This window comes from Microcoleus sp. B4-C1 (genome assembly GCF_036705285.1).
Taxonomy (GTDB): Bacteria; Cyanobacteriota; Cyanobacteriia; order Cyanobacteriales; family Microcoleaceae; genus Microcoleus.
In genome coordinates, this window is the sequence record NZ_JAUBUC010000010.1 from 80684 (window position 1) to 102165 (window position 21482).

Here is a 21482-nt window from a genome sequence, read left to right on the forward strand (position 1 = left end):
TATTATTAAAGTTTCGTCTTCTCCTTGTCAAATCTGACGTTAACCTGAGAAAAAAATGAATGAAACTTGGCAAGAAATAACTAGACCCATATCGGGCCCAATAGCGGCGTTGTCCGATGGCTTACGCCCCGCTACGCTACGCCTTTTGGCCCAGGCCCAGCCCGCAAATCCCCTGACAGATGCGGAACGCGGAATTAACAATTTCCTTCAGGGCTCAAACATTGAAAATCTCCTCTGGGCAGTCGGTATCCTGCTCATTGGCTTGATAGTATCAGCCCTCGTCTCATCTGTAGTGGGGGGATTGCTCAAGAAAACTACGATCGACAACCGACTGGCTACTTGGATTACCGGCCGCCCGGAAGGATCTGGAGCCCCGCAAGTGGAAAAATGGATTTCTGCAGCGGTTTTCTGGATCATTTTTGTCTTTTTCCTAATTGCCTTTTTCAACCGGCTGAATCTAACGGCTGTCTCCCAACCCCTCAACACTTTTCTCAATCAAATTACCGGTTTCTTGCCGAAGTTAGCCGGGGCGCTAATTTGGTTGGGGATTGCTTGGGTGTTGGCGACTGTAGCCAAAATGGCCGTATCGCGGGCAATGCGGGCTTTTAACGTGGACGAGCGCTTGAATCAGGAGGTAGGCGCTACGCCCAGCGAGCGCCCTTTGCTGCTGAGCGATACTCTGGCGAATGCGCTGTACTGGTTCATTTTTCTGCTGTTTTTGCCGCTGATTCTCGACTCACTGGAAATGCAGCAGGCTCTGCTGCCGGTTAATAATTTACTCAACCAAATTCTGGCGGCAATTCCGAAAATTCTGGAAGCTGTGGTGATTGGGTTTGTGGGCTGGCTGCTGGCTATGGTGGTGCGGCGGATTGTCACGAATCTGTTGGCTGCTGCTGGGGCGGACGGTTTGGGCACTCGGTTTGGAATTTCGCGGACTTCGGGCGGACAATCGCTGTCGTGGATTGTCGGTACGATCGTCTATGTTTTGATTTTGATTCCAACGGCGATCGCAGCTCTGAACGCTTTGGACATTCAGGCGATTTCGCAGCCGGCAATCGCGATGCTCAACACGATTCTGGGCGCGCTTCCCAACATTTTTACAGCAGCGCTAATTCTGGGGGTTGCTTACTTTTTGGGGCGCTGGATCAGCGATTTGGTGACTAATATCCTGACGGGAATTGGCTTCAACAATATCTTTTCTTGGTTGGGAGTGCAGCAGCCGAAACAGCGACTGCGGCTACCGCCAAGTTCGATCGATCCGGAGGCAACGTTTCTTCAAGAACCGGAACTTCCGGCCCGCACCCCTTCTGAGTTTGTCGGCATCGTGGTGCAGGTGGGCATCATGCTGTTTGCTGTGGTGGCGGCTACCGATGTGCTGCGGATTCCAGCACTGACTGCGATTGTTAGCGGTATTGTCCTGGTTGCAGGTAGGGTGCTAGCCGGTTTGGTGGTATTTGCGATCGGCTTGTATTTGGCGAATCTGGCGTTTAGTTTGATTGCCAGTTCTGGAACTCGCCAAGCGCGGCTTTTGGGCCAAGCGGCTCGGGTTGCGATTATTGCCTTTGTTTCGGCCTTGGCCCTGCAACAGATGGGCATTGGCAGCGATATTGTGAATTTGGCTTTCGGGCTGCTGCTTGGGGCGATCGCCGTTGGCATTGCTCTAGCTTTTGGTTTGGGCGGGCGCGAGATTGCGGCCGACCAAATTCGCGAATTATTAGCGTCGTTTAAACAAGATAAGACGCCACGTTTGTAATGCTATAAAATGGCGTTTGTCAAGTACAAACGCCATTTTTTTATGCTTAATTTCATTAGACCCATCCCACAAGAGTTATTTTTTCTTGTGGGATGGGCATCTTGCCCGTCCGATCAATTTATCAAAAGGACTTTTGCAAAAGGTCTATTGTGAGGGTCGCGAAGCAATCGAAAAGCCTTTGAATTTGAGGATATAGCTATAGACTTTTCGGAAGCAGAGATTGATTTTTGTTTCTGGGCCCATGCCCCTAATTGAGAATGTTAAGAGCTGCGTCGTCGGCCCTAAAACAACAAAACCTCCTCAGAGAGAAGGTTTTATCACAATCGGAGCGGCGGGATTTGAACCCACGACCCCTACTACCCCAAAGTAGTGCGCTACCAAGCTGCGCTACGCCCCGACAGCTTTAATAGCTTAGCATAGAATTCCCGAAAAAGTCAAAAAACTTTTAAAACTTTTGCAGCCTGCACCAAAGTCGGAACCGCAGCCGCCGGCCAAAAACCCTCGCACCTTCGGCCAGCATTCAAGATCAACTGCACGCTGTAAGCTTCGGGATAGCCTTCCACCTGCACCCACAGCAAGTCGCTTTCGGCTTCTATGGCGATTTTTTCCTCGTCCATTAACTCAGACGCCATGTGACTCATTGTGCCGGCTAATTGTCCCAACAATCGGCAAAAATCGTTCAACTCAGCCTCCGTGAGTTCGATCGCCCAACCGTCGCCAGCCACCAAACCCTTAAACTCCTGGGCCTCTGGGTTCCATCCCAAACGCCACCCAACACCCGTTTTAATTACACGTTCCACCATTGAGGGATTTTAGATTTTAGATTTTGGATTTTAGATTAGTAGGGCTTACCCATAAATACGAAACGGAAGAAACCGGGTTTTTTAGCTGTGTTAAAGGGTCAACAGCAATATTTCCTTGACATACTCCCCTGCCTAAAGGCGAGGGGATTCTAAGCTCAAACAGCAATTGCAGGCATAGCCTGTCTAACATCACCTAACTTAACGGTTGATGCCCCAACCGCACAAATAATTTTAGCTGCATTCTCGTCTCTATCATTCACCTTTTGACAGGACGGACAGCGCCATTCACGAACTGACAGATCCAACTCTTTCAGAACGTGTCCACAATGGGAACAAGTCTTACTAGATGGATACCAACGATCAATGAAAACTACTTGTTTTCCTTTCTTCTTGGCAACCCATTCGAGAATTTGGAGAAATTCGCTGAATGCAAGGTCTGAGATTTTACGCCCCCAAAGTCGTTGCATTCCTTTTAGATTCAACGTCTCAAAGCACAGCACGTCGAACTTATCAGTTAGTTCGTGAGCCAATTTCCAGAACCAATCAGAGCGACGATTCACTACGGCTTCATGTTTGCGAACTAGATTAAGTCTTGCTCTTTCTCGGTTCGCTGAGCCTTTCCGTTTTTGGGAATGCTGACGATTTGCTTTCTTAATAGCGCTGAGGGACTGTTTCAGAAATTGCGGTGATTCGATTTTTGTTCCATCTGAGCAGGTGAGAAACGTTTTTAAGCCGAAATCAAAGCCAGCGATTTTACTCGTCTCGACTTTGGTTTCAGGCTCTCCAACGCTGTCAACGACCACAACCATGAACAACTCTCCTAATGTCGTGCGTTTAATGGTTAACGTCTTAACCTTCCCTTCTATCTCTCTGGAATTCCAATACTGATAAACGCGATTCCCAATCTTAATTCGATTGCCGCCTAAGAATTTGTAGCCAGCTTGCTTGAGAGTGAACGATTTGTATCTGCGAACTTTCTTGAATCCGGGAGGTCTAACTCCTTTCTTGTGATGCTTAAAAAACAGTTGGTAGGCAATCGAGATGCGTTGGCAGATATCCTGCACCGCTTGAGAGCCGACCCTTTGCCAGAACGCTTTACGCTTTCTGTGTTTGGCAATATGCGATTGAAGTTTTGCACAATTCAAATGCTTTCCCCACATCCGGTAGTACCGTTTATGGAGTGAAATGCAATGGTTATAAATCACCCCCGCAGCATTGATACTTCGCTTGAGGTGTTTATTCCGCTTGCTTTGATATAGCTTGAACTTCAATGTTTTCATGCTAACTATGATAACATAATAGGTAGCAATTGGGTAGCCAAATGGTCAGAGAAAGATTAAGTATTCGCATTGCCGTGAGTCGGCTAGAGAAGTTGCGGAGAATTGCCAAACAGAAAGAAAAAACAATGACCCAACTTGTAGAGGACTGGATTGATAAGCTTAAAGAGGAAAAGCCGTCCTAAAAGGACGGGGCTTTAGACCCAATTTTTCGGTAAAAAACCCGATTTCTGTATTCCTGAGTATTAGGGTGCCAGCAACTTCGCATCTCCCGGCTGCGGCTGCGGTATCTCCGGCGAATTCGATCGCCCTTGTGGTTTTTCCCCCGCAGGTGTGCGCCCACGCCCGGAATTCTCCGTAAAAACATCAACCAAAGCTTGAACCAAAGCATCCCGCTGTGCTCTATTTAACTTTTGAATAGCAGCACGATCCTGTTCCATTGGATTTGAGCGCAAAAGGTCTTTTCCCGGATAAACACTTTCCACCAAATAATCTGGAGTCGCCCCCAAATAGTCAGCTAAACTCAACTTCCAATCAAAGCGGTAATTGGGCGGCCGTCCTTTGACAAATACGTGATATCGAATGAACCGCCCGACTAAAGTATTGGTAGGATCGACTTTTCCAGTTTCCTTAGAAATGTAGTTATTTTCGATCGGCAAATCCGGCAATTTTTCATACACCAATTTCCACGCATCTTGCACCCTCACTTGCGGCGGCGCAGATTGTTGAGCCACCCGCTGCACTGATACAGACTCAGAACTCCGCAGCAGCGAAGGTTCCAAAGCCGACATACTCAGTTCCCCGGATTCCAATACCCAACTCAAAAGCGTGAAAATCGCTACACTCAAAGTAACCAAGAGAAAACTTAAGCCCTGCTTTAATCTATTCACGGTTTTGACAATAATTTCAAAAATAGAATAATTTCATAAACTTACCCCCAAGCAGATGTCCTAGTTTCTAATTTTAGGATTTACGATCCTCAACCCGGTTTATTAGAAACATCAGAGTTTTTTTAACAAGGGAACTAGGAATCAACCGGGTTTCTCCTCCCGCGCACCCAAGTCTAGTTTAAGAAAGTTTTGAGTGTGGAGTTTAAAAAAATTACTCGCAATTCACCACTCAAAACTCAAAACTCCCCAACTCTAGATGTCTCCGATAATTTCCGGCTGAGTCAGTTCATCCGACATCTCAAATATCGCCCGCATTACAGGTTTCATTTGATGGTCGTCCATATTGTCAAAATCTTCATAGCGACGGCGTTTTGCGCGGTTCGCCACCTGCACCGTAATCCGATAGCGGTTGGATGCACCGTTAATCAACTCTTCCGCCCGACGGGTTAGCTGAGTTGAATCGAAAGTTGGACGCTTAACCATGAGACTCCCTACTTTATGTAATGTTACATTCTAGTCTAGTATGTCAAGATTCATAATTTATTAACTGAGTATCATTACTTATGCAGGTAGCAACAGCCTATTCCTTTGGTCACTTGCATCGGGGAAATTCTCATCCCCTCAAATTGGTTGCTTTCGGTGACAGCTTAATCTACGGTTTCGGCGACGGTGTAGGTGGGGGTTGGGTGGAAAGATTGCGGCGCCAGTGGATGTTACCGGAGAGTGCAGGACACGTTTTATACAATTTGGGCGTTCGGGGCGATCGCACCTATCAAGTCTCCCAGCGGCTCGAAAACGAGTTTCGCCACCGTGGCGAACTGAGAAACCGTTTCCCGGATGCGATTATTCTTTCGGTAGGCCTCAACGATTCGGCGAGAGTGCAGTCGCCTACCGGGCGCAGCTACACTGAGTTTGAACATTTTAAAACTGTTTTGGATCATTTGTTAAACCTGTCCCAACAACTTTGTCCGGTGATATTTGTCGGGATGGTGCCGGTGGATGAAAGTAAAATGCCTTTTCAAGATTGTTTGTATTACAGTCATGCTGACCAATATCGGTATAAAGAAGCAACGAAATTAGCTTGTGAGTTGCGGGGAATTCCCTATTTAGATATTTTTGATAAATGGATAAATCGGGGCAGTGATTGGTGGCGATCGCGCCTGATTGCAGATGGGCTGCATCCCAATGTAGGTGGATATCAATCTTTATTTGAAGATGTGACAAGTTGGGAACCGATCGCAAGTATTAGTCATTAGTTAGTTGTCAGTAGTCGGTAGTCATTAGATAGTAGTCATTAGTTATTAGTTATTAGTCATTAATCTAGTCGAGTGAGGGCGGGCACTCTTGGCACCGCCCCTACATATAAAGGCTCTGCATCCAGAACTCTATAATTTCAAGGTAGATAAGGGAGATAAGCAACATAAGGATTTTAAGGAATTTAAGCATTTTAAAATTACCCAATCACCATAAAAATATTTATTTTAAAAGACCGTATCTTCCCCGCACCATAAGTAAAATTCTTCAATAATGATTACATAACCGAGGGAAAGAGCAAGTTGGGCAGAATCAATCAGCCTATCAAAAGCTTAGTTCTCCTCAATAAAAAGCTTGTGTAAATTGGAGAATTTAAAAATGTCTGTATTACATCGCATTAAATCTGGTACATCTGTTTTATTAACACTGGGAACAGTTGCCGGAACCGCAGCGCCGATGCTAACTGCCGCGCCTGCTTTTGCTCAGACAGCTTTTTCGGATGTTAATAATAACTACTGGGCAAAAGACTTTATTCAAGATTTGTCAGAAAGAGGAATTATCAAAGGATTTCCCGATGGCAGTTTTCGCCCGGATGCACCGGTAACGCGGGCTGAATTTGCGGCAATGATCCGTTCGGTGAAAAAGGCAAAAACCCGCGGTGCTGTGCGGTTTGCCGATGTTCCCTCCAATTTTTGGGCAAGCGGGGCGATCGCCGAAGCTTACGAAATGGGATGGATGTCTGGCTATCCCGGCAATGTTTTCAGGCCAACACAGCAGATTCCTCGCGTTCAAGTTGTAGTCGCTTTAAATAACGGCATGGGCTATGAGCCTACGTGCGATTTTCAAGATGTTCTCAGCTACTATAATGATGCGGGTGAGATTCAAAGTTATGCTGTCAAAAGCGTTGCTGCGGCTACTGAAAAACAGTTAGTTGTCAGCTATCCCAATCCTAAATCTCTCAAACCTAACAAGTCAGCAACGCGAGCTGAAGTAGCTGCTTTTATCTATCAAACATTAGTGAGTACCAATCAAGCAAGACCAATTAATTCTCCTTACATTGCTAAGATTGATGTTAGCGAGTCGGTTGCTGTGCAAATTCCCAGGGGGGTAACTATCCCCATCGAGTACACAAAAGGCAAGATTTTGCTCGCCCCTAATGACAAGTCTCCGATTACGCTGACTGTAGCTGCGGATATCACGGGCAATAACGGCCAAGTGTTGATACCCGAAGGCTCGAAAATTAGCGGCGAATTGCGATCGACTGCATCGGGCGTTCAGTTTGTGGCTCAAGAATTAAGTATACTCAACGGGAGCAGAGTGCCTCTCAATGCCACTTCGCAAGTGATTACTAGGAAAGAAACTGTTACCAAGGGCGTTAATGTTGGCAATCTGGTTAAGAATACGGCGTTGGGTGCAGCAGCAGCGGCGGCGATCGCAGGTGTTACGGGCGATCGGGCGATCGCGACTGAAGAGGTGCTCGGCGGTGCGGGAATCGGGACTTTGATCGGGGTATTTTTGGGTAGAGATAAAGTCGATTTGTATGCTGTTAATCCTGACACCGATTTAGATTTGCTGTTGAATTCCGATTTGGTAGTTGGTACTGCCAGCACAGGCATTTGTAGCGCTCGATAGAGCCGATACTTGGAAATTTCCTCAAACCCCTCGCCTTGCAGGAGAGGGGTTTTAATGTGTGTATTTTACATTGCTACACGTGCATCTAATCAAATAATTAGCCAGGGATTTTCTTTAAGTGTGAATTCCTACGGACATCCCAAACTTTCGCGAGTAGAAACTCCCGTCACGGGATTGACACCATCTGCTTTCTCGCACAAGAGAGTCACTTGATAAGCGTCGATAATCGCGTCACTAAAATCAGCGCCGGAAATGGCAGCATCAAAAAACCGAGTTCGAGTCATAATTGCCTCGGTAAAATTAGCATTCATCAAATTCGCGCCGTCGAATGTAACTCTATCTGCCAAAGCGCCGGAGAGGTTGGCACCTGACAAGTTGGCATTCAGCAAAACTCCCTTAGTCAAAATCGCATTAGTTAAATCAGCACCTTGAAAATTGGTTCCCCGCATTTCCGCAGCGACAAATGTTCCCCCCGCTAAATCAGAGTTGGAAAAATCGCGATCGGACAAATTAATATTTGTGTAATTAATATTTGTTTTCGGCAGGGCAAATGCCGGAGTAGCACTCAGCAGCACCCACCCAACAGCCAACACTAAACTTACAAACAGGCTCAGGAATATTCGGAAAACACTTTTCATGATGATGGGAATGGGGAATTGGGCATAGTTGACTGTTGACTGTTGACTGTTAACTGTTGACTGTTAACTGTTAACTGTTGACTGTTGACTGTTGACTAATGACTAATGACTAATTAAAATCGTTTTACCCAATCTTCGCCAACGCGAAGGGTCAAGTCAGAATTAATTTCACCCGTAGAAGATGCTTCAAGTTTACCGCCGCCTAACTCTTTTTGCAGTAGATTCGCTGCCTCTAAATCGCCTTGCTGAACAATAATTTGACTTTGACGCTGCTTCTGGGGCGCATCCTGCACTACAGATACATTAAAAAAGCCCTTTTTTGTGAGAAATTCAGCAATGTTTTTTGCAGTTGTCGGTTTGCTAGAAGCGTTTTGGACAGATATTTTGAGGTTTTTGGGCAACAGGGAGTCGCTGGAATTGCGAATTCGTCCTTGTTCAAAATCCGGCACGCCCAGGTTCAAGTATTGTGTCATAATGCGATCGCGCCCGATCGCATCTACAATCCAATAACTCCTCAAATCCCCTGTTTCTGAACTAGAACTTCCCGGCAACATGACCATTTTAAAATTATCTCGCTCCAATTGCAAACCGAAATTTGCCAGCGTCAATATTTCCTCATAATTTAGGTTTGTATCCACATATTTTTGCATCAATCGAACAATTTGTGGCAAGCGCACCAATGCTGATGGACTTGCGAGGCGGTCCCGAATAGCTTGAATTAAAGATTGCTGCCGCTGAATGCGGCCAATATCTCCTAAACCGTCGTTGCGAAATCGAGCAAATTGTTCTGCTTGTTCTCCGTTGAGAGTTTGCCATCCCTGGCCTAAGTTTATTTTTAACTTTTGGGCAGTATCTGTATAGGACATCGCGCGAGGTACAAATACCTCAACTCCGCCCAACAAATCGACTAATTCCCGAAACGCATTGCTGCTGACTCGCACGTATCTTTCAATTTTCGTATTGTTCAGCATACTGCTAACTAATTGCGTCGCCAAAGCTGCTCCTCCCGTAGCATTAGCTTCGCTAATTTTGCTGAATCTAATTCCGGGAACTTCGACTTTAGTATCTCGTGGAACTGAAAGTAAACTAATAGATTTATCTCTAGGTTCGAGGTGAAATAAGAGTATCGTATCGCTGCGGCCGTTAAATATCTTAGGGGAATTGGCAGCAGATTCTGGCATGGCGTCAATTCCCAATATCAAGATATTAACTGACCGCGACAGGCGGTATCCAGAGCGGTTGGAGGATAGATAGTCAAAGCCCGTCGCCTCTAATACTCTATTGATAATTGGCGGTTCCACGGGAGCTAAAAGGGCGGTAATTGCACCCAATGTAGCCGAGATGGCGGCTGTGAAAACTAGGAAAAATAGCCCCACTATATACAGGAAGAATTTAGGCTTTTTTCGAGATATTTCAGCGACTGGTGTAACAAAGTCTCTTTTAAAAATTGACAAGTTTTTCATAGACTTGCTGTTGGTTATTGCAGTTTTTCAGCTTTGCAGTAAAACTTGGGCGGGGCTTCTGGAAAGTATTTGAACATAGCCGGACACAGCCAGCCTTCGAGATTTTTCGATTCCCACCGATACCAGTTACCGCCGTATTCTGCTTTCAACCACAGCATTTCTGCTTGATATCCGGGAAATGGATTGGCTGAAAATAAAAGTCGGAAACCTTGGGCGGCATTGGGAATGTCTGCGACAAGCGCGTTAATCATTTCGGGGACACCCTGAACAAATGGTTCTCGGACAAGTCCGACTCGCTCGTCGTCAAAAACCCAGGTGTACTGTTCGCGATAGGGGTAAATTACCATCATGGCATTGGACATGGTATTCGCCTCTTTTCATTTCCTTTTTTTGTCTGCAAAAATGCAACTGTTGATACATTATATTCTGTGGCGCGGAAGTTGTGCACTATCCGCTTTGACAACCCTATTTTAACGTAGGATTTTTCGTGGGTTATTTACAAATTTTATTCGCTTTGGGCGGATTGGTGAAGTTGAGAGCGATGGGGTTTTAAATCTATTTTTGTGGCTTTTTTTATTTTATGTAATACCAATTCTCCCAACTCTTGCAACAATTATGAGTTTTTGGTTTGTTTACGCTCACGCTTCAGGTAAGGTGCGTCGCTTGGAGATTGTCGCTCTTTTTTAGGATTGGCAGGTGGCGACGCACCCTACAGCTACTGTTGCATGAGTTTTGAGAATTAGTATAAATAGTATCCCAATTCAAGAGGAATAAAGGTGATTCCTTACATAATTTTTACTATTATGGGCCCTATTTGTATAACCTTTACTACGTTTATAGTAAGGACAAATAGTCTGTATTCTCCCAAACTATGAGGACGGACACCCTAACTACAAACCTATAACTATTTGTAGCTGGGTGTTATGTTTCTTTTCGGGAAGCTCCAACTCAAATTCTAGTCAGCTCAACCAGGGCATTAGCTAAATATTGATACTGCGGTAAAGTATTATATAACTGAGCCGAAATCCTCACCAACTGCTTACTAGCGTTCGGCCAAGGAATCACCGGAACTTCAATTTTAAAAATCTCCCACAGCGCCTCTTGCAAAGGTGGAATTCCTCCCTTTGCAACCACATCAGACTGGGAGTCTAGCAGCGGCACAACAGCCATCGAACCCACCATTTCATCTGGACAAGGTAGTGGCAAATCTAATTTGTCCGCCAATATTTTTCTTCCAGCCAATGCTAAAGCATGATTCTTTGCAATCAATTCCGGCCATCCGCCGCTCAACAAAGAACCCATAAAATCAATAGCTACAGGCACGCACAAATAGGGGCTAGGATCGACTGTTCCCATCCAGTCAAATTCTAGCTGAAAGCGCGATTTATCAGCGCGGGGCGAATTAGCACCGTGACTGATTGTAGTTGGCCGAATGGCATTTTGTTTGTCGCGCCGCACGTATAAAAAGCCCGCACCTTTCGGCGCGCACAGCCACTTGTGGCAATTTCCCGTATAGTAAGCCGCGCCAATTTCATCTAAATTGAGTGCTACCATTCCCGGCGCGTGAGCTCCGTCTACCAATACATCCACGCCACGGTTAGCTAACTCGCCCACTAACTGTTTGATGGGAAAAATTAAACCTGTTTGGCTGACAACGTGGTCTAATAAGGATAACTTTGTTTGCGGTGAAACGCACTTAATTATTGCTTCAATAATTTGGTCGGGTGACTCAATGGGAAAGGGGACTTCTGCTACTATTACTTTAGCACCTGTCCGCTCGGCTACAAAGTTAAGTGTGTTGCGGCAAGCGTTGTATTCCTGATTTGTAGTTAGCAATTCGTCGCCCGGAGAAAAACAGAGCGATCGCAAAACAGCATTTACTCCCGTCGTGGCATTCGGGACAAACGCCAAGTCATCCTCACTCGCACCGAGAAATGCTGCTAACTGATTTCTCGCATTATCCAACAAGGGTTCAAATTCCCGCAGTAAAAAGCGCAAAGGTTCTCTTTCCAGTTGTTCTCGAAAAATGGTTTGCGCTTCGAGTACGGGAATCGGACAGGCCCCAAAAGAGCCGTGATTGAGGAAAGTTATATCGCGATCTAGCAACCAATATTGGTTAATCATTAGTAATTAGTAATTAGTAGTTAGTCAGTTAACTGTCAACTGTCAAAAGTCAACAGTTACTCATTTTACCTTTTAATTGCTCAAACTCTTCTAATGTATTGCAATTCGATAACATTACTGCTTCTCGTTCCCCTACAGGTAAAGGGATTGCGGGAATTTGATTTAACCACACTTGAAAGGAACGTCCACCTTTGTCAATAAAACTTTGCAAGCTGGGCAGAGATTGGTGGCGGTAGAAGCCGCACAAAGGCTCCCAGCGCGAATTTTGATAAGGCACAACTGCTAAAGTTGATGGGGGAAATTCGGTTAACTGACTTGCCCAATTCTGAATAATCTGGGCATCCAACAAAGGCAAATCGCAAGCTAACAGTAAAATCCAGTCGGCGGCTATTTCTGTCAATCCCTGAGTCAATGCAACCAAGGGCCCGGAGCCCGGATTGTACTCTACCAGAAATTGGGATGTTTCGGTTAATGTCGATCGATAGCGATCGGGCCAAGCAGTCAGAACATAAACTTCGGGGGTTACAACTGCGGCAACTTCCAACGCCCGCTGCAATAGGGATTTGCCCTCAATTTCCAGCAAAGCTTTATCCTTACCCATCCGCGAACTTTGACCGCCTGCAAGCACAATTACAGCAATTTTATGATTAGTCATTAGTCAGTAGTCAGTAGTCAGTAGTCAGTAGTCAGTAGTCATTAGTCAGTAGTTATCGCAAGAATTGCCTGTTTTGAACAGGCAAGATGCCTGTTCCACAATAATTATTGGAGATGTCTAGTAGTCAGTAGTTAACGGTCAACTGTCAACTGTCAACTGTCAACTGTCATTCTCAACTAAAAACACTAACGGCTTGGCTAATTTCCTCAAGTTTTTGGACGACTTGACCGCTGCTGAGTAAAGTTTCTGCCTCAATTAAACCAGAGTTTATATCCAAACAAACTCCGCTGCGCCACAGATAAAATCCGCCGTTCCAGATAGCGGACTGCATCACTTCTGAGGGTTTTCCAAGCAACACTTCCTGCATTTGTTTTAATAACTCAGAGGTTGATTCAAATGCCGGATTTGTGTTGCTAAAACCGTAATCTCCGTGGGCCAAAAGCAGTCGTTCAAACTCGGCATCCGGCTTAGCAATGCCGATAATCGCAGTACGATCGCGCGGCAAATCGCAGCTTCCCTCCAATCCCTTGACTGTGGTATAATTTTTGATTCCCCGCAGCTCAAAGGCTTTTTGAAACATACCTTCTGTCGGCGGGTGGACGTAGCCCGATATGACGTTAACATCGCCGGCACAGGGACACCACATCAACTCCATTGTCGAAAAAGGTGGCCGTTTTCCAATTTCGCGGCGGTAGGGCACTAAAGCGGCGGCTTGAGGAAAATGCTTGGGAAGGTACACAAAACCCAAACCCGTATTGTCAAAAACTTGCTGGACTTTTTCTAAACTCAGTTTTCTCCAGTCAACTCCCAAACCGCGCCAAATTTCCATCAGGGGAATGCCTTCCTTCGTGGGCATTGTATCCCCCCCGTGCATGAGGGTTGGGACGCCAGAGGCGGCTAAAATTAGGGCTGTTAAAGGGCTAATTGGAGCCGTGCGTGATCGCCCGTCGTAAGCAACGCCAAACACGGCGACGGTAGAGACGGCAAACCCTTTTTCTCGGTTTGGGGGGGCAAGCATAGGCCCCAATTGTTCATAAGCATCAAGCATTCCGGCTAATTCTTCACCGGTGGGCCGTTTAATGCGGTGGGAAATCATAAAAGCTCCGATTTGAGCCGGTGTTGCTTCCCCCAGCAGCATCATCCGCGTGCCTGCTGCTGCTTCGGAGCGAGTTAAGTTTTCTCCTGTGTGTACTCCGCTGCCAATTTTTCGCAGCAATTCTCTAAATGCGTCACTCATAACTTGTGAAGTTGGTTATTGATTATTGGTTATTGGTTATTGGTTATTGGTTATTGGTTATTGGTTCTGTTCTGGACGCATAACCTCAATATGTAGGGTGCGCCGCGCGAACCTTACCGCTATAAGTAGCGCGTCAAAACACTTTTTAAGTAAGTCATGTTGTTATTAGAAAAACAACAGACAACAGTCAACAGACAAACATGATAACTGGCGAATTAACTCCCGGATTTTTCTAGGTTGATTACATCAAATGGCGGCACAAATTCGCGTACCAGATTCCAGAAATGGGCGATCGGCGGAATTTGCATTCGATCGTGAGTTGTCACCAACACCACTTCGCGAGTCCAAGTCGGATCTGCTGCCAATTGACCGATCGTCGAAACCTTGGAATTTGAGCGCTCTGGGGCGATCGACCGAATTGCTAAAGTACGATCGCCCTTCGCCTCCACCAAAGCTGAATGCGGCAGCAAAGCAATCAACTCTCCCTGTCGCACCACACCCCGAAAAGCATCAAGAGTGTTGAGTTCCAAAACAGCATGAAGTTTAGCACCGATGCGTCCAAATTGTTCTTGCACCATCCGCTGCATTCCGTACCCATCCTTAAACACCACTTGCGGGTAACAAATCAATTCCGGCCAAGGTACTCGTTCGTACTGGGCCAGGGGATGACCCGCCGCCATCAACACCTCGATCGGCTCATTGTAGAGCACCTCAACCAACATTTCCGGGGCTTGAGTAAAATGGCGGTTGTTCATCACCACAGCGATGTCCACCAAACCGTCTTTGAGGACTTTCAGAGCTCGATCGCTACCGAGGGCAGTCACCCGCAATTGTACGTCTGGATAGTCGCGGCAAAACTTTTGCAGCACAGGTGGCAAATAAGCAGCGCAAACCGAATGAATCGCCGCCACGCAGAGTTCCGGCTGCTTTCCCGCCCGTAAGTCTCCCAATTCTTCAGCAGCATTTCGCCAAGTCTGACAGATTTTGCGAGCGTGAGGCAGTAGGCATTCCCCTCCCACAGTCAGTTTCGCGTGGGCCGTGCGGTGAAACAGCGACAAACCCACTTCCGCTTCTAATCCCTGCACTTGGCGGCTAATAGTCGATTGGGTAACGCCACACTTCCGGGCCGCTTGCTGAAAGCTACCAGTTTCAGCAACTGAAAGAAATGCTTGAAGCTGCTCTAAGCGCATGGATGTTTAATTCGAGATGGTTTCAGAAATTTTAGTGGAAGATAATCTGTGACATTAACCGATGTAGTAGCAGAATTTAGTAGACTTTGATACAGGTACAGATTTGTTTTGATTCCAGCGCCAGAGGCGGGGATGCTGCGCTCTAAGCATCAATCTGCTCCGGCAGGATTTCTGAGCCTCCAAGTAGAGGTCGATTCTCCTATGTTGAAGGGATTTCTGAATCTGCAAACTTATCAAAAAATAGATTCAATAAAGATGAATTTATCGAATATTGCCAGTTGCTAGCTAAACCGTTTCAATGAACGGCACTCTAGTAATCCCTTCATCAAGTGCGCTCAATTGCTCTGTTTTTCCGTAAGTTGTGAATTCAAAAGATAGCATTTAATTTCGTACCTCCTTGGGAATTATAGTATCTCACTCTCCCTAAACCTCTCAATAAATGGACAAATATTTCAGGCAGGTTAAAGCCTGCTGTGAACTTTCCTCCCCGGACTAAAGTCACTTTTGTTTTATGTTTTTTTGTGTATAAACTAGAAATTAGCGGGTCAGCAACACAAGTGCAACTAAGCTCGATCGCACAGGAAAGCCGAAATGCTGCTCTTTATTAAGATTATGTCATTTAACCACAATTTTATTCCGCAAGATGGCTGTTGCCAGTGGCAACCCCAGTTGATGGGACTGCAGGTGGTCAGCGATGTGTTAATTGCCTTGGCTTATTATTCAATTCCAGCACTTCTGACATACTATGCCCGGAAGCAGCGGGACGTGCCTTTGAGCAAGGGGTTTATCCTATTGGGAGCCTGGTTTTTCTGGGGCGGGACAACTTACTTGATGCAAGTTTGGATGCTGGTGCACCCCAGCTACTGGCTGTCAAGTTCGATCGCCCCCGTTACCGCTATCATCTCTTTGTGGGCTGTAGCGTCCCTGAGACCTTGGGTTCCTCAAGTGTTGGCTTTGGCTGGGGCGGCCTCTTTTCCAGGAAATACGGCGTTGGAATCTGAAAAGGTCGATCGACTGCAAGCCGACTCTGATATTACAAATTCCGTCCCCTCCCTCACAACCGAACTCCAGCAAATTAACCAGCAATTGCTTGCAGAAATAACGCAGCGCGAGCGAGTCGAGGATCTCCTGCTTGACACCGTAGGCAAGCTGCAAGAAAGCGAAGAACGCTTCCGCGTTTTTCAGGAATTATCTCTAGACGGTTTTAACGTGTTCCGCAGCATCCGCGACGAATCCACAATTGTGGATTTTGAATGGGAATACGTCAATCCCGCAGCGGCAAAAATGCAACACCGTACCCCGGGCGAATTAACCGGCAAGCGATTGCTGCAAGTGCTGCCGGGGCATAAAGATAACAATTTGTTCGACCGTTACGTGCAAGTTGTAGAAACAGGAATTCCCCTCGAAACCGAGATTTATTACAACAACGAAGGCATTGTCGCCTGGTTTCGGATTATGACCGTTAAATTGGGAGACGGCATTGCTATTTCTTTTAGCGATATTACGGGGCGAAAGCAAGTAGAAGCATCCCTGCGCGAGGCGCTGCAAAAACTCACTTCTCATTTTGAAAATACGCCCCTAGCGGTGATTGAGTGGGATGAAAACTTTCGTCTCAGCGGGTGGTCGCCGGCGGCCGAGAATATTTTTGGGTGGGAAAAAAGAGAAGTTTTAGGCAAGCATTTTAGCGACTGGAACTTTATTTCCAAGGGCGATTTGTCAGAGGTAGAATCTGCAATTTATAGTTTAAAAAAACCCGAAAATCGCTGCAATGTAGTTCGCAACAGCAATTATAATAAGAGGGGTTCGTTGGTACACTGCGAGTGGTACAATTCGGCTTTTTACAGCGATTCGGGACAGTTGGTATCGGTGCTGTCTCTGGTTTTGGACGTGACTGAACGCTTTAAGTTTCTGGAAGTGCTGCGACAGTCTGAAGAGCGGTTTCGGATTGCAGCAGAAAGTGCCAGTGATTTGATTTACGAATGGGATATCGAGACCGACATCGTGCTGTGGTTCGGTCACGTAGACGAACATTTGGAGTACGCAAAAGGCGGATTTCCGAGGACAAGAGCAGCTTGGAACAGTATCTTGCACCCGATCGACCGCGATCGAGTTTTGGTCGCAGTCGATCGGTATTTGAGTGCGCCAGACAGTTCTGCTGCCCCATTTTTTCAGGAATACCGCGTTCAGTGCCAACGGGGTGGCTTGCTCCATTGGATCGATCGGGGCAAAGCAGTGCTTGACAAACAAGGCAATCCCTGCAAATGGATCGGCGTAATTAGCGACATCACCGCTCGCAAAGAAGCCGAAGAACAGCGGAATTGGGCATTGGCGCGGGAACAGGCCGCTCGTCGCGAAGCCGAAGCCAGCGAACAGTTGTACCGCGTCCTCGCTGAAGCCATCCCGCAAATAGTTTGGACTGCCAGACCCGACGGCTGGCTCGACTACTACAACCAGCGCTGGTTTGAATATACTGGCTTGACACTGGAGGAAACTCAAGGCTGGGGGTGGGAGCTAGCCCTGCATCCCGATGATGTGGAAGATTCCGTAGAAAGCTGGAAGACCTCGGTGCAGACGGGGAGGACTTACGAGGTGGAATACCGCTTTAAACGAGCCTCTGACGGGGCTTACCGCTGGCATCTGGGCAGGGCATTGCCCGTGCGGGACGCTGAGGGGAAAATTCTTAAATGGTTCGGGACTTGTACTGATATTGACGATCGCCAGCGATCGGCCCAAACAGCCTATTTTAACGCTCAAGCTTTGGCTTTGCTGTCGTCGGCTTCCCTGGATTACGAGGAGGCGCTGCAAGGTTTGGCAGATTTAACAGTACCGGGGCTGGGGGATTGGTGCTGTGTGCATTTGCTCGATGCCGACGGCTCGATCCGCTTGCAAGCAGTTGCTCACTCAGATCCGAGCAAAGTCGCTCTGCTGTGGCAAATCGATCAGCGTATGCCACTAGACCCCCAGGGACGGCACGGAGTAGCAAAGGTGCTACGGACTGGTGAGTCGAAGCTCTACCCAGAAATACCGGAATGGGTGATCGAGGCGGTTGTGCCGGACAGGGAACTGCAGTTGGTGCTGCGAGCCCAATCCCAGGTACTGTCGGCAATCTGCGTGCCGCTGATCGCTCGTGGGCGGACGCTGGGAGCGATTTCGTTGCTGTGCGGGGAGTCTGGCCGCCGCTGCGGGGAGAGCGATTTGGTTTTGCTGGAGGATTTGGCGCGGGATGCGGCGGTGGCGATCGACAATGCGCGGCTTTACCGGGAAGCAGCGGAGGCCAACCGGATTAAAGACGAGTTTTTGGGAACACTTTCTCACGAGTTGCGGACGCCTCTGAACGCGATTTTGGGCTGGGCCCAGATGTTGCGGCAGCGCCAGATGAGTGCCGAAAAAACGGCTGTGGGTTTGGAGACTATTGAGCGAAACGCGCGGTTGCAAACTCAGATGATTGAGGATTTGCTGGATGTTTCCCGGATTGTGAGCAACAAAGTGTGTTTGAAGCTGTTCCCGGTGGATTTGGTGCGGATTGTAGAAACGGCGCTGAAGACGCTGAGCCCTGATGCTGAAGCTAGGGGAATTGAATTGGTGAGTTTTTGTGGCGAAGGGGTGAGCTTGGTGAGGGGCGATGCTACTCGTTTGCAGCAGGTGGTGTGGAATTTGCTCTCGAATGCTATTAAGTTTACGCCGCCGTCGGGTCGCGTGGAAATTACGCTCTCGGAGGATGGGGAACCGGGAGCAGCGGGTGGCGCCATGTTGTCTGGGCTGTCTCCGGTTCACTCTGTTTCGATCGTTGTCAGCGATACGGGAATTGGCATCAGCAAGGAGTTTTTGCCCTTTGTGTTCGATCGCTTCCGCCAAGCTGACAGCACTTCTACGCGCAATTACGGCGGGCTGGGACTGGGATTGGCGATCGTCCGCCATCTCGTGGAACTCCACGGCGGCAGTGTCTGGGCCGAAAGTCCTGGGGAAGGACTCGGCTCGACTTTCCGAGTCCGACTGCCAATTGAGCAGAGCTAAAGTTGTGATTTTTCAGTTATCGAGTTCAAAATTCAATATTTAATTTCTACTTAAGGTGCTTATGGCGCACCCTAAATTTAAATGTTCTCCGTAAATCCGCCCGCTCTTAATTTTATTGCCATTCTTGCAGGGCGATCGCAATTCCTTTTTTCAATCTCGGTTCGAGATTGTCTTGCTTAACTAAGCTTTCTAATTTCTGCCTCGCCTCGGCAGCACCTAGCTGTTTGAGCGCTGCCATGCAGTGCAGCCTGACGCTGCTGTCTGCGTCGCCCAACATTGAAATCAGAGTATCTAGCCCTCTCATATCTCCTAATTTTCCTAAACCTAAAGCTAAAGATTTTTTGCTGACTGCCTCCTGCACAACCGGATGACCTGTTTTCAACAAATCAATCAGAATTTCAGCAGCAGCAGCTTTTAATTCCGGCTTTTCTACTCGCCCTAAAACAGTGACTATCTCTTGACAAACAGTAGAATTTATGTTATTAAATTGCGCCATTAATGTCTGATGCAAATATGCTAAAGCGGTTGCAGTTTCCATCCAGCTTAGGGCGCGCACAGTTTCGATTTGCAATTCAACCGGAGTTGTGGGCGATCGCAGCAATTCAAATAAAGCAGCCGCGGCAGCATCAGTTTTCACTCGCCCGATCGCGATCGCCGCTTGCTGACAAACTTCTAATCGGATATCCGAAAGTAAAGGTTTGAGCAAGTTAACTAAATCTAATTCTGCATCTAAATAGGCGCGCACACCGAGAGCTCGCACGGCTTCTTTTCTGACTGCTGTCGCCGGATCTTTGAGTGCTGCTACCAGTACCGGGGGGATCCGGGAATCGTGAAAGCTGCTCAGGGCCTCGATTGCGGCTGCCCGCACCGCAACTTGAGAGTCTCCGACTACGCTCAACAGCGGTGGGATGGTTTCGGTGCGCCGAATTTGGGCGAGTGCTGCTGTTGCAAACTGTCGCGAGTCTTCTTGGAGTAGGAGAGTTGCTAGGGATTCTATGGCTGTCGGGCCGAAATTCCCTAGGGTTTCGGCGGCGATTTGGCTCAATTCTTCGTCGGAATTTTTGACTAATTCTACTAAAGCTTGAATCACTTCCGGGCGATTCCCTACGGGATAGCTTAGCTTCACGAACTTTCCGAGAATGCGGGCGGCGAACCACCGGGGTTCGGTGTCTGCGTCTTCGTCTTCGAGCACGGCAATTAAAGGTGCGATCGCGCCATCTCCCAGATTTGGCAATACTTTAGCAATTTCCCAACGGTCTTGAAAATCGCCCGATTTTAAGGCTTCTATTGCTAAACTGACAGCTTGCTCTAAAATGTGTTCTTCCTGCGGCTTGCTACCGTCGGCTGTCACTTGCTGCAAGCATTCAACTAACAAGGGCCAGTTTTGGCGATCGGCAGCGACTTGCGCTTGTTCTAAAAAGTTAGACATGATTTTAATTTAGTTGCGATCGAGAAGCGAGGTTTTTTGCTGCTAGGTCAGAGCCGGAGGGAGCTACTTTTTACCAATCTTTTGCTACAATTATCCATTTTTTAACATTTTTGTCAATCCATCATAACTGGTAAAATGGAAGTAAAGCATTAATTTCATGCACTTAAGGCATCAAGCTATACTTTTTGTAATTTAAAATACGCAATATTCCTAATTAAAAATTAACAAATGAAGAAAGCTCTACTTTTAGTAAACCAGCACTCCCGAAAAGGGCAAAAGCTATTATCTCAAGCCACTGTACAATTGGAAGCACTGGGTTTTGAGTTAATTATAGAATCTACCGACCACGCCCGCGAAATCCCCGAAACAATTCGGCGCTACCAAAATCAAGTCGAATTAGTAATAATCGGCGGCGGCGACGGCACTCTCAACGCCGCCATAGAAGGTTTGATAGACACCAAGTTACCCTTGGGTATTTTGCCTATGGGAACTGCTAACGACCTAGCCCGCACTCTGAAAATTCCTACAGATTTATCAGCAGCTTGTCAAGTAATTGCCAGCGGTAAAGTTCGGCTAATAGACTTAGGTTGGGTTAACGGCAAACATTTTTTTAATGTTGCGAGTTTGGGACTAAGCGTGGAAATTACCCAGCGACTGACTAAAAACGTGAAGCAGCGCTGGGGAGTGTTAGCTTATGCTTTTACTGCTTTGCAGACAATTTTGTCAGCGCGACCGTTTCGAGCAGAAATTAAGGTAAAAAACCAATCTTTTAAGGTTAAAACTATTCAAATTGCCATTGGCAACGGCCGCTATTACGGAGGTGGCATGACAGTTGCCGAGGATGCCACCATCGACGACAGGCGACTGGATTTGTACAGTTTGGAAACAATACACTGGTGGGAAATCATTGGTTTGCTGCCGGCTATGAGGCAAGGAAATTATACCAGTTCGCCTAACGTTCGCGCCTTGTACGCTCAAGAATTTGAGGTTAATACTAGCAAACGCCGTCCGATTAATACTGACGGTGAAATCACAACTTACACGCCTGCAAAATTCCGAGTGATTCCCCAAGCTTTAGCAGTTATAGCTCCTTCATGACTCACAACTAATATAATTATGTTGT

The 21482-nt window shown here is 47.1% G+C and carries 17 protein-coding genes and 1 tRNA gene; 5 read left to right on the top strand and 13 right to left on the bottom strand.

Translation table 11 applies throughout. The features are described 5' to 3' along the window. Nucleotides 1-55 precede the first annotated feature (55 nt). On the top strand, nucleotides 56-1753 hold the full coding sequence (locus QUB26_RS06290) for a mechanosensitive ion channel (RefSeq protein ID WP_333317152.1): 1698 nt from the start codon (nucleotides 56-58) through the stop codon (nucleotides 1751-1753). Nucleotides 1754-2076: 323 nt separating this feature from the next. Here the strand turns inward: QUB26_RS06290 and QUB26_RS06295 are convergent. The 5 genes from QUB26_RS06295 to QUB26_RS06315 form a co-directional block, all read right to left on the bottom strand. Next, nucleotides 2077-2150, bottom strand: a tRNA-Pro gene (locus tag QUB26_RS06295). A gap of 37 nt (nucleotides 2151-2187) precedes the next feature. After that, nucleotides 2188-2556, bottom strand: a complete 369-nt coding sequence (locus QUB26_RS06300; protein WP_333243826.1) for a DUF1818 family protein — start codon at nucleotides 2554-2556, stop codon at nucleotides 2188-2190. A 155-nt stretch (nucleotides 2557-2711) separates the two neighbouring features. Beyond that, nucleotides 2712-3836, bottom strand: a complete 1125-nt coding sequence (locus QUB26_RS06305) for an RNA-guided endonuclease TnpB family protein (protein WP_333243830.1) — start codon at nucleotides 3834-3836, stop codon at nucleotides 2712-2714. Between the two features lie 242 nt (nucleotides 3837-4078). Further along, the gene (locus tag QUB26_RS06310; RefSeq protein ID WP_333317154.1) at nucleotides 4079-4723 is read right to left on the bottom strand and encodes a hypothetical protein; all 645 of its coding nucleotides are present in this window, start codon (nucleotides 4721-4723) and stop codon (nucleotides 4079-4081) included. Between the two features lie 252 nt (nucleotides 4724-4975). After that, nucleotides 4976-5206 carry a DNA-directed RNA polymerase subunit omega gene (locus QUB26_RS06315; RefSeq protein ID WP_015175138.1) on the bottom strand — a complete coding sequence of 77 codons (231 nt, stop codon included), beginning with the start codon at nucleotides 5204-5206 and terminating at the stop codon, nucleotides 4976-4978. 80 nt (nucleotides 5207-5286) lie between these two features. Between QUB26_RS06315 and QUB26_RS06320 the strand changes: the two genes are divergently transcribed. Next, a complete protein-coding gene (locus QUB26_RS06320) occupies nucleotides 5287-5979 on the top strand; it encodes a GDSL-type esterase/lipase family protein (RefSeq protein WP_333317155.1) in 693 nt (230 codons plus the stop codon). 376 nt (nucleotides 5980-6355) lie between these two features. Beyond that, complete coding sequence (locus tag QUB26_RS06325; RefSeq protein ID WP_333243838.1) at nucleotides 6356-7609, top strand: S-layer homology domain-containing protein; 1254 nt, start codon at nucleotides 6356-6358, stop codon at nucleotides 7607-7609. 128 nt (nucleotides 7610-7737) lie between these two features. On the opposite strand, the gene QUB26_RS06330 is transcribed toward QUB26_RS06325, so the two are convergent. The 7 genes from QUB26_RS06330 to QUB26_RS06360 form a co-directional block, all read right to left on the bottom strand. Next, nucleotides 7738-8247, bottom strand: coding sequence for a pentapeptide repeat-containing protein (locus tag QUB26_RS06330; protein ID WP_333243840.1), 510 nt, complete (start codon nucleotides 8245-8247; stop codon nucleotides 7738-7740). Between the two features lie 113 nt (nucleotides 8248-8360). After that, nucleotides 8361-9710 carry an LCP family protein gene (locus tag QUB26_RS06335; RefSeq protein ID WP_333243843.1) on the bottom strand — a complete coding sequence of 450 codons (1350 nt, stop codon included), beginning with the start codon at nucleotides 9708-9710 and terminating at the stop codon, nucleotides 8361-8363. Nucleotides 9711-9724: 14 nt separating this feature from the next. Next, a complete protein-coding gene (locus tag QUB26_RS06340; RefSeq protein ID WP_015175132.1) occupies nucleotides 9725-10072 on the bottom strand; it encodes a DUF6717 family protein in 348 nt (115 codons plus the stop codon). 586 nt (nucleotides 10073-10658) lie between these two features. Next, the gene (locus tag QUB26_RS06345; protein WP_333243846.1) at nucleotides 10659-11834 is read right to left on the bottom strand and encodes an aminotransferase class V-fold PLP-dependent enzyme; all 1176 of its coding nucleotides are present in this window, start codon (nucleotides 11832-11834) and stop codon (nucleotides 10659-10661) included. 49 nt (nucleotides 11835-11883) lie between these two features. Continuing rightward, the gene (locus QUB26_RS06350; protein WP_333243849.1) at nucleotides 11884-12489 is read right to left on the bottom strand and encodes a molybdenum cofactor guanylyltransferase; all 606 of its coding nucleotides are present in this window, start codon (nucleotides 12487-12489) and stop codon (nucleotides 11884-11886) included. Between the two features lie 172 nt (nucleotides 12490-12661). Then, nucleotides 12662-13726 carry an anthranilate phosphoribosyltransferase family protein gene (locus QUB26_RS06355; RefSeq protein ID WP_333317158.1) on the bottom strand — a complete coding sequence of 355 codons (1065 nt, stop codon included), beginning with the start codon at nucleotides 13724-13726 and terminating at the stop codon, nucleotides 12662-12664. A 215-nt stretch (nucleotides 13727-13941) separates the two neighbouring features. Continuing rightward, nucleotides 13942-14916 (bottom strand): LysR family transcriptional regulator, encoded by a 975-nt coding sequence (locus QUB26_RS06360; protein ID WP_333317160.1) that lies wholly within the window; start codon nucleotides 14914-14916, stop codon nucleotides 13942-13944. Nucleotides 14917-15528: 612 nt separating this feature from the next. Here QUB26_RS06360 and QUB26_RS06365 point away from each other — a divergent pair. Further along, nucleotides 15529-18930 carry a PAS domain S-box protein gene (locus QUB26_RS06365; RefSeq protein ID WP_333317163.1) on the top strand — a complete coding sequence of 1134 codons (3402 nt, stop codon included), beginning with the start codon at nucleotides 15529-15531 and terminating at the stop codon, nucleotides 18928-18930. Nucleotides 18931-19042: 112 nt separating this feature from the next. Here the strand turns inward: QUB26_RS06365 and QUB26_RS06370 are convergent, their stop codons facing one another. Further along, the gene (locus QUB26_RS06370; protein ID WP_333317165.1) at nucleotides 19043-20359 is read right to left on the bottom strand and encodes a HEAT repeat domain-containing protein; all 1317 of its coding nucleotides are present in this window, start codon (nucleotides 20357-20359) and stop codon (nucleotides 19043-19045) included. Between the two features lie 228 nt (nucleotides 20360-20587). On the opposite strand from QUB26_RS06370, the gene QUB26_RS06375 reads away from it, so the two are divergent. Further along, the gene (locus tag QUB26_RS06375) at nucleotides 20588-21457 is read left to right on the top strand and encodes a lipid kinase (protein ID WP_333317167.1); all 870 of its coding nucleotides are present in this window, start codon (nucleotides 20588-20590) and stop codon (nucleotides 21455-21457) included. Nucleotides 21458-21482: the final 25 nt, after the last annotated feature.

Bases quoted from the DNA above. Each gene is read 5' to 3' on its own strand.
- QUB26_RS06345 (WP_333243846.1), bottom strand. From the start codon at position 11,834: ATGATTAACCAATATTGGTTGCTAGATCGCGATATAACTTTCCTCAAT.
- QUB26_RS06290 (WP_333317152.1), top strand. From the start codon at position 56: ATGAATGAAACTTGGCAAGAAATAACTAGACCCATATCGGGCCCAATA.
- QUB26_RS06330 (WP_333243840.1), bottom strand. From the start codon at position 8,247: ATGAAAAGTGTTTTCCGAATATTCCTGAGCCTGTTTGTAAGTTTAGTG.
- QUB26_RS06325 (WP_333243838.1), top strand. From the start codon at position 6,356: ATGTCTGTATTACATCGCATTAAATCTGGTACATCTGTTTTATTAACA.
- QUB26_RS06365 (WP_333317163.1), top strand. From the start codon at position 15,529: ATGTCATTTAACCACAATTTTATTCCGCAAGATGGCTGTTGCCAGTGG.
- QUB26_RS06360 (WP_333317160.1), bottom strand. From the start codon at position 14,916: ATGCGCTTAGAGCAGCTTCAAGCATTTCTTTCAGTTGCTGAAACTGGT.
- QUB26_RS06335 (WP_333243843.1), bottom strand. From the start codon at position 9,710: ATGAAAAACTTGTCAATTTTTAAAAGAGACTTTGTTACACCAGTCGCT.
- QUB26_RS06300 (WP_333243826.1), bottom strand. From the start codon at position 2,556: ATGGTGGAACGTGTAATTAAAACGGGTGTTGGGTGGCGTTTGGGATGG.
- QUB26_RS06350 (WP_333243849.1), bottom strand. From the start codon at position 12,489: ATGACTAATCATAAAATTGCTGTAATTGTGCTTGCAGGCGGTCAAAGT.
- QUB26_RS06340 (WP_015175132.1), bottom strand. From the start codon at position 10,072: ATGTCCAATGCCATGATGGTAATTTACCCCTATCGCGAACAGTACACC.
- QUB26_RS06320 (WP_333317155.1), top strand. From the start codon at position 5,287: ATGCAGGTAGCAACAGCCTATTCCTTTGGTCACTTGCATCGGGGAAAT.
- QUB26_RS06315 (WP_015175138.1), bottom strand. From the start codon at position 5,206: ATGGTTAAGCGTCCAACTTTCGATTCAACTCAGCTAACCCGTCGGGCG.
- QUB26_RS06355 (WP_333317158.1), bottom strand. From the start codon at position 13,726: ATGAGTGACGCATTTAGAGAATTGCTGCGAAAAATTGGCAGCGGAGTA.
- QUB26_RS06375 (WP_333317167.1), top strand. From the start codon at position 20,588: ATGAAGAAAGCTCTACTTTTAGTAAACCAGCACTCCCGAAAAGGGCAA.
- QUB26_RS06370 (WP_333317165.1), bottom strand. From the start codon at position 20,359: ATGTCTAACTTTTTAGAACAAGCGCAAGTCGCTGCCGATCGCCAAAAC.
- QUB26_RS06305 (WP_333243830.1), bottom strand. From the start codon at position 3,836: ATGAAAACATTGAAGTTCAAGCTATATCAAAGCAAGCGGAATAAACAC.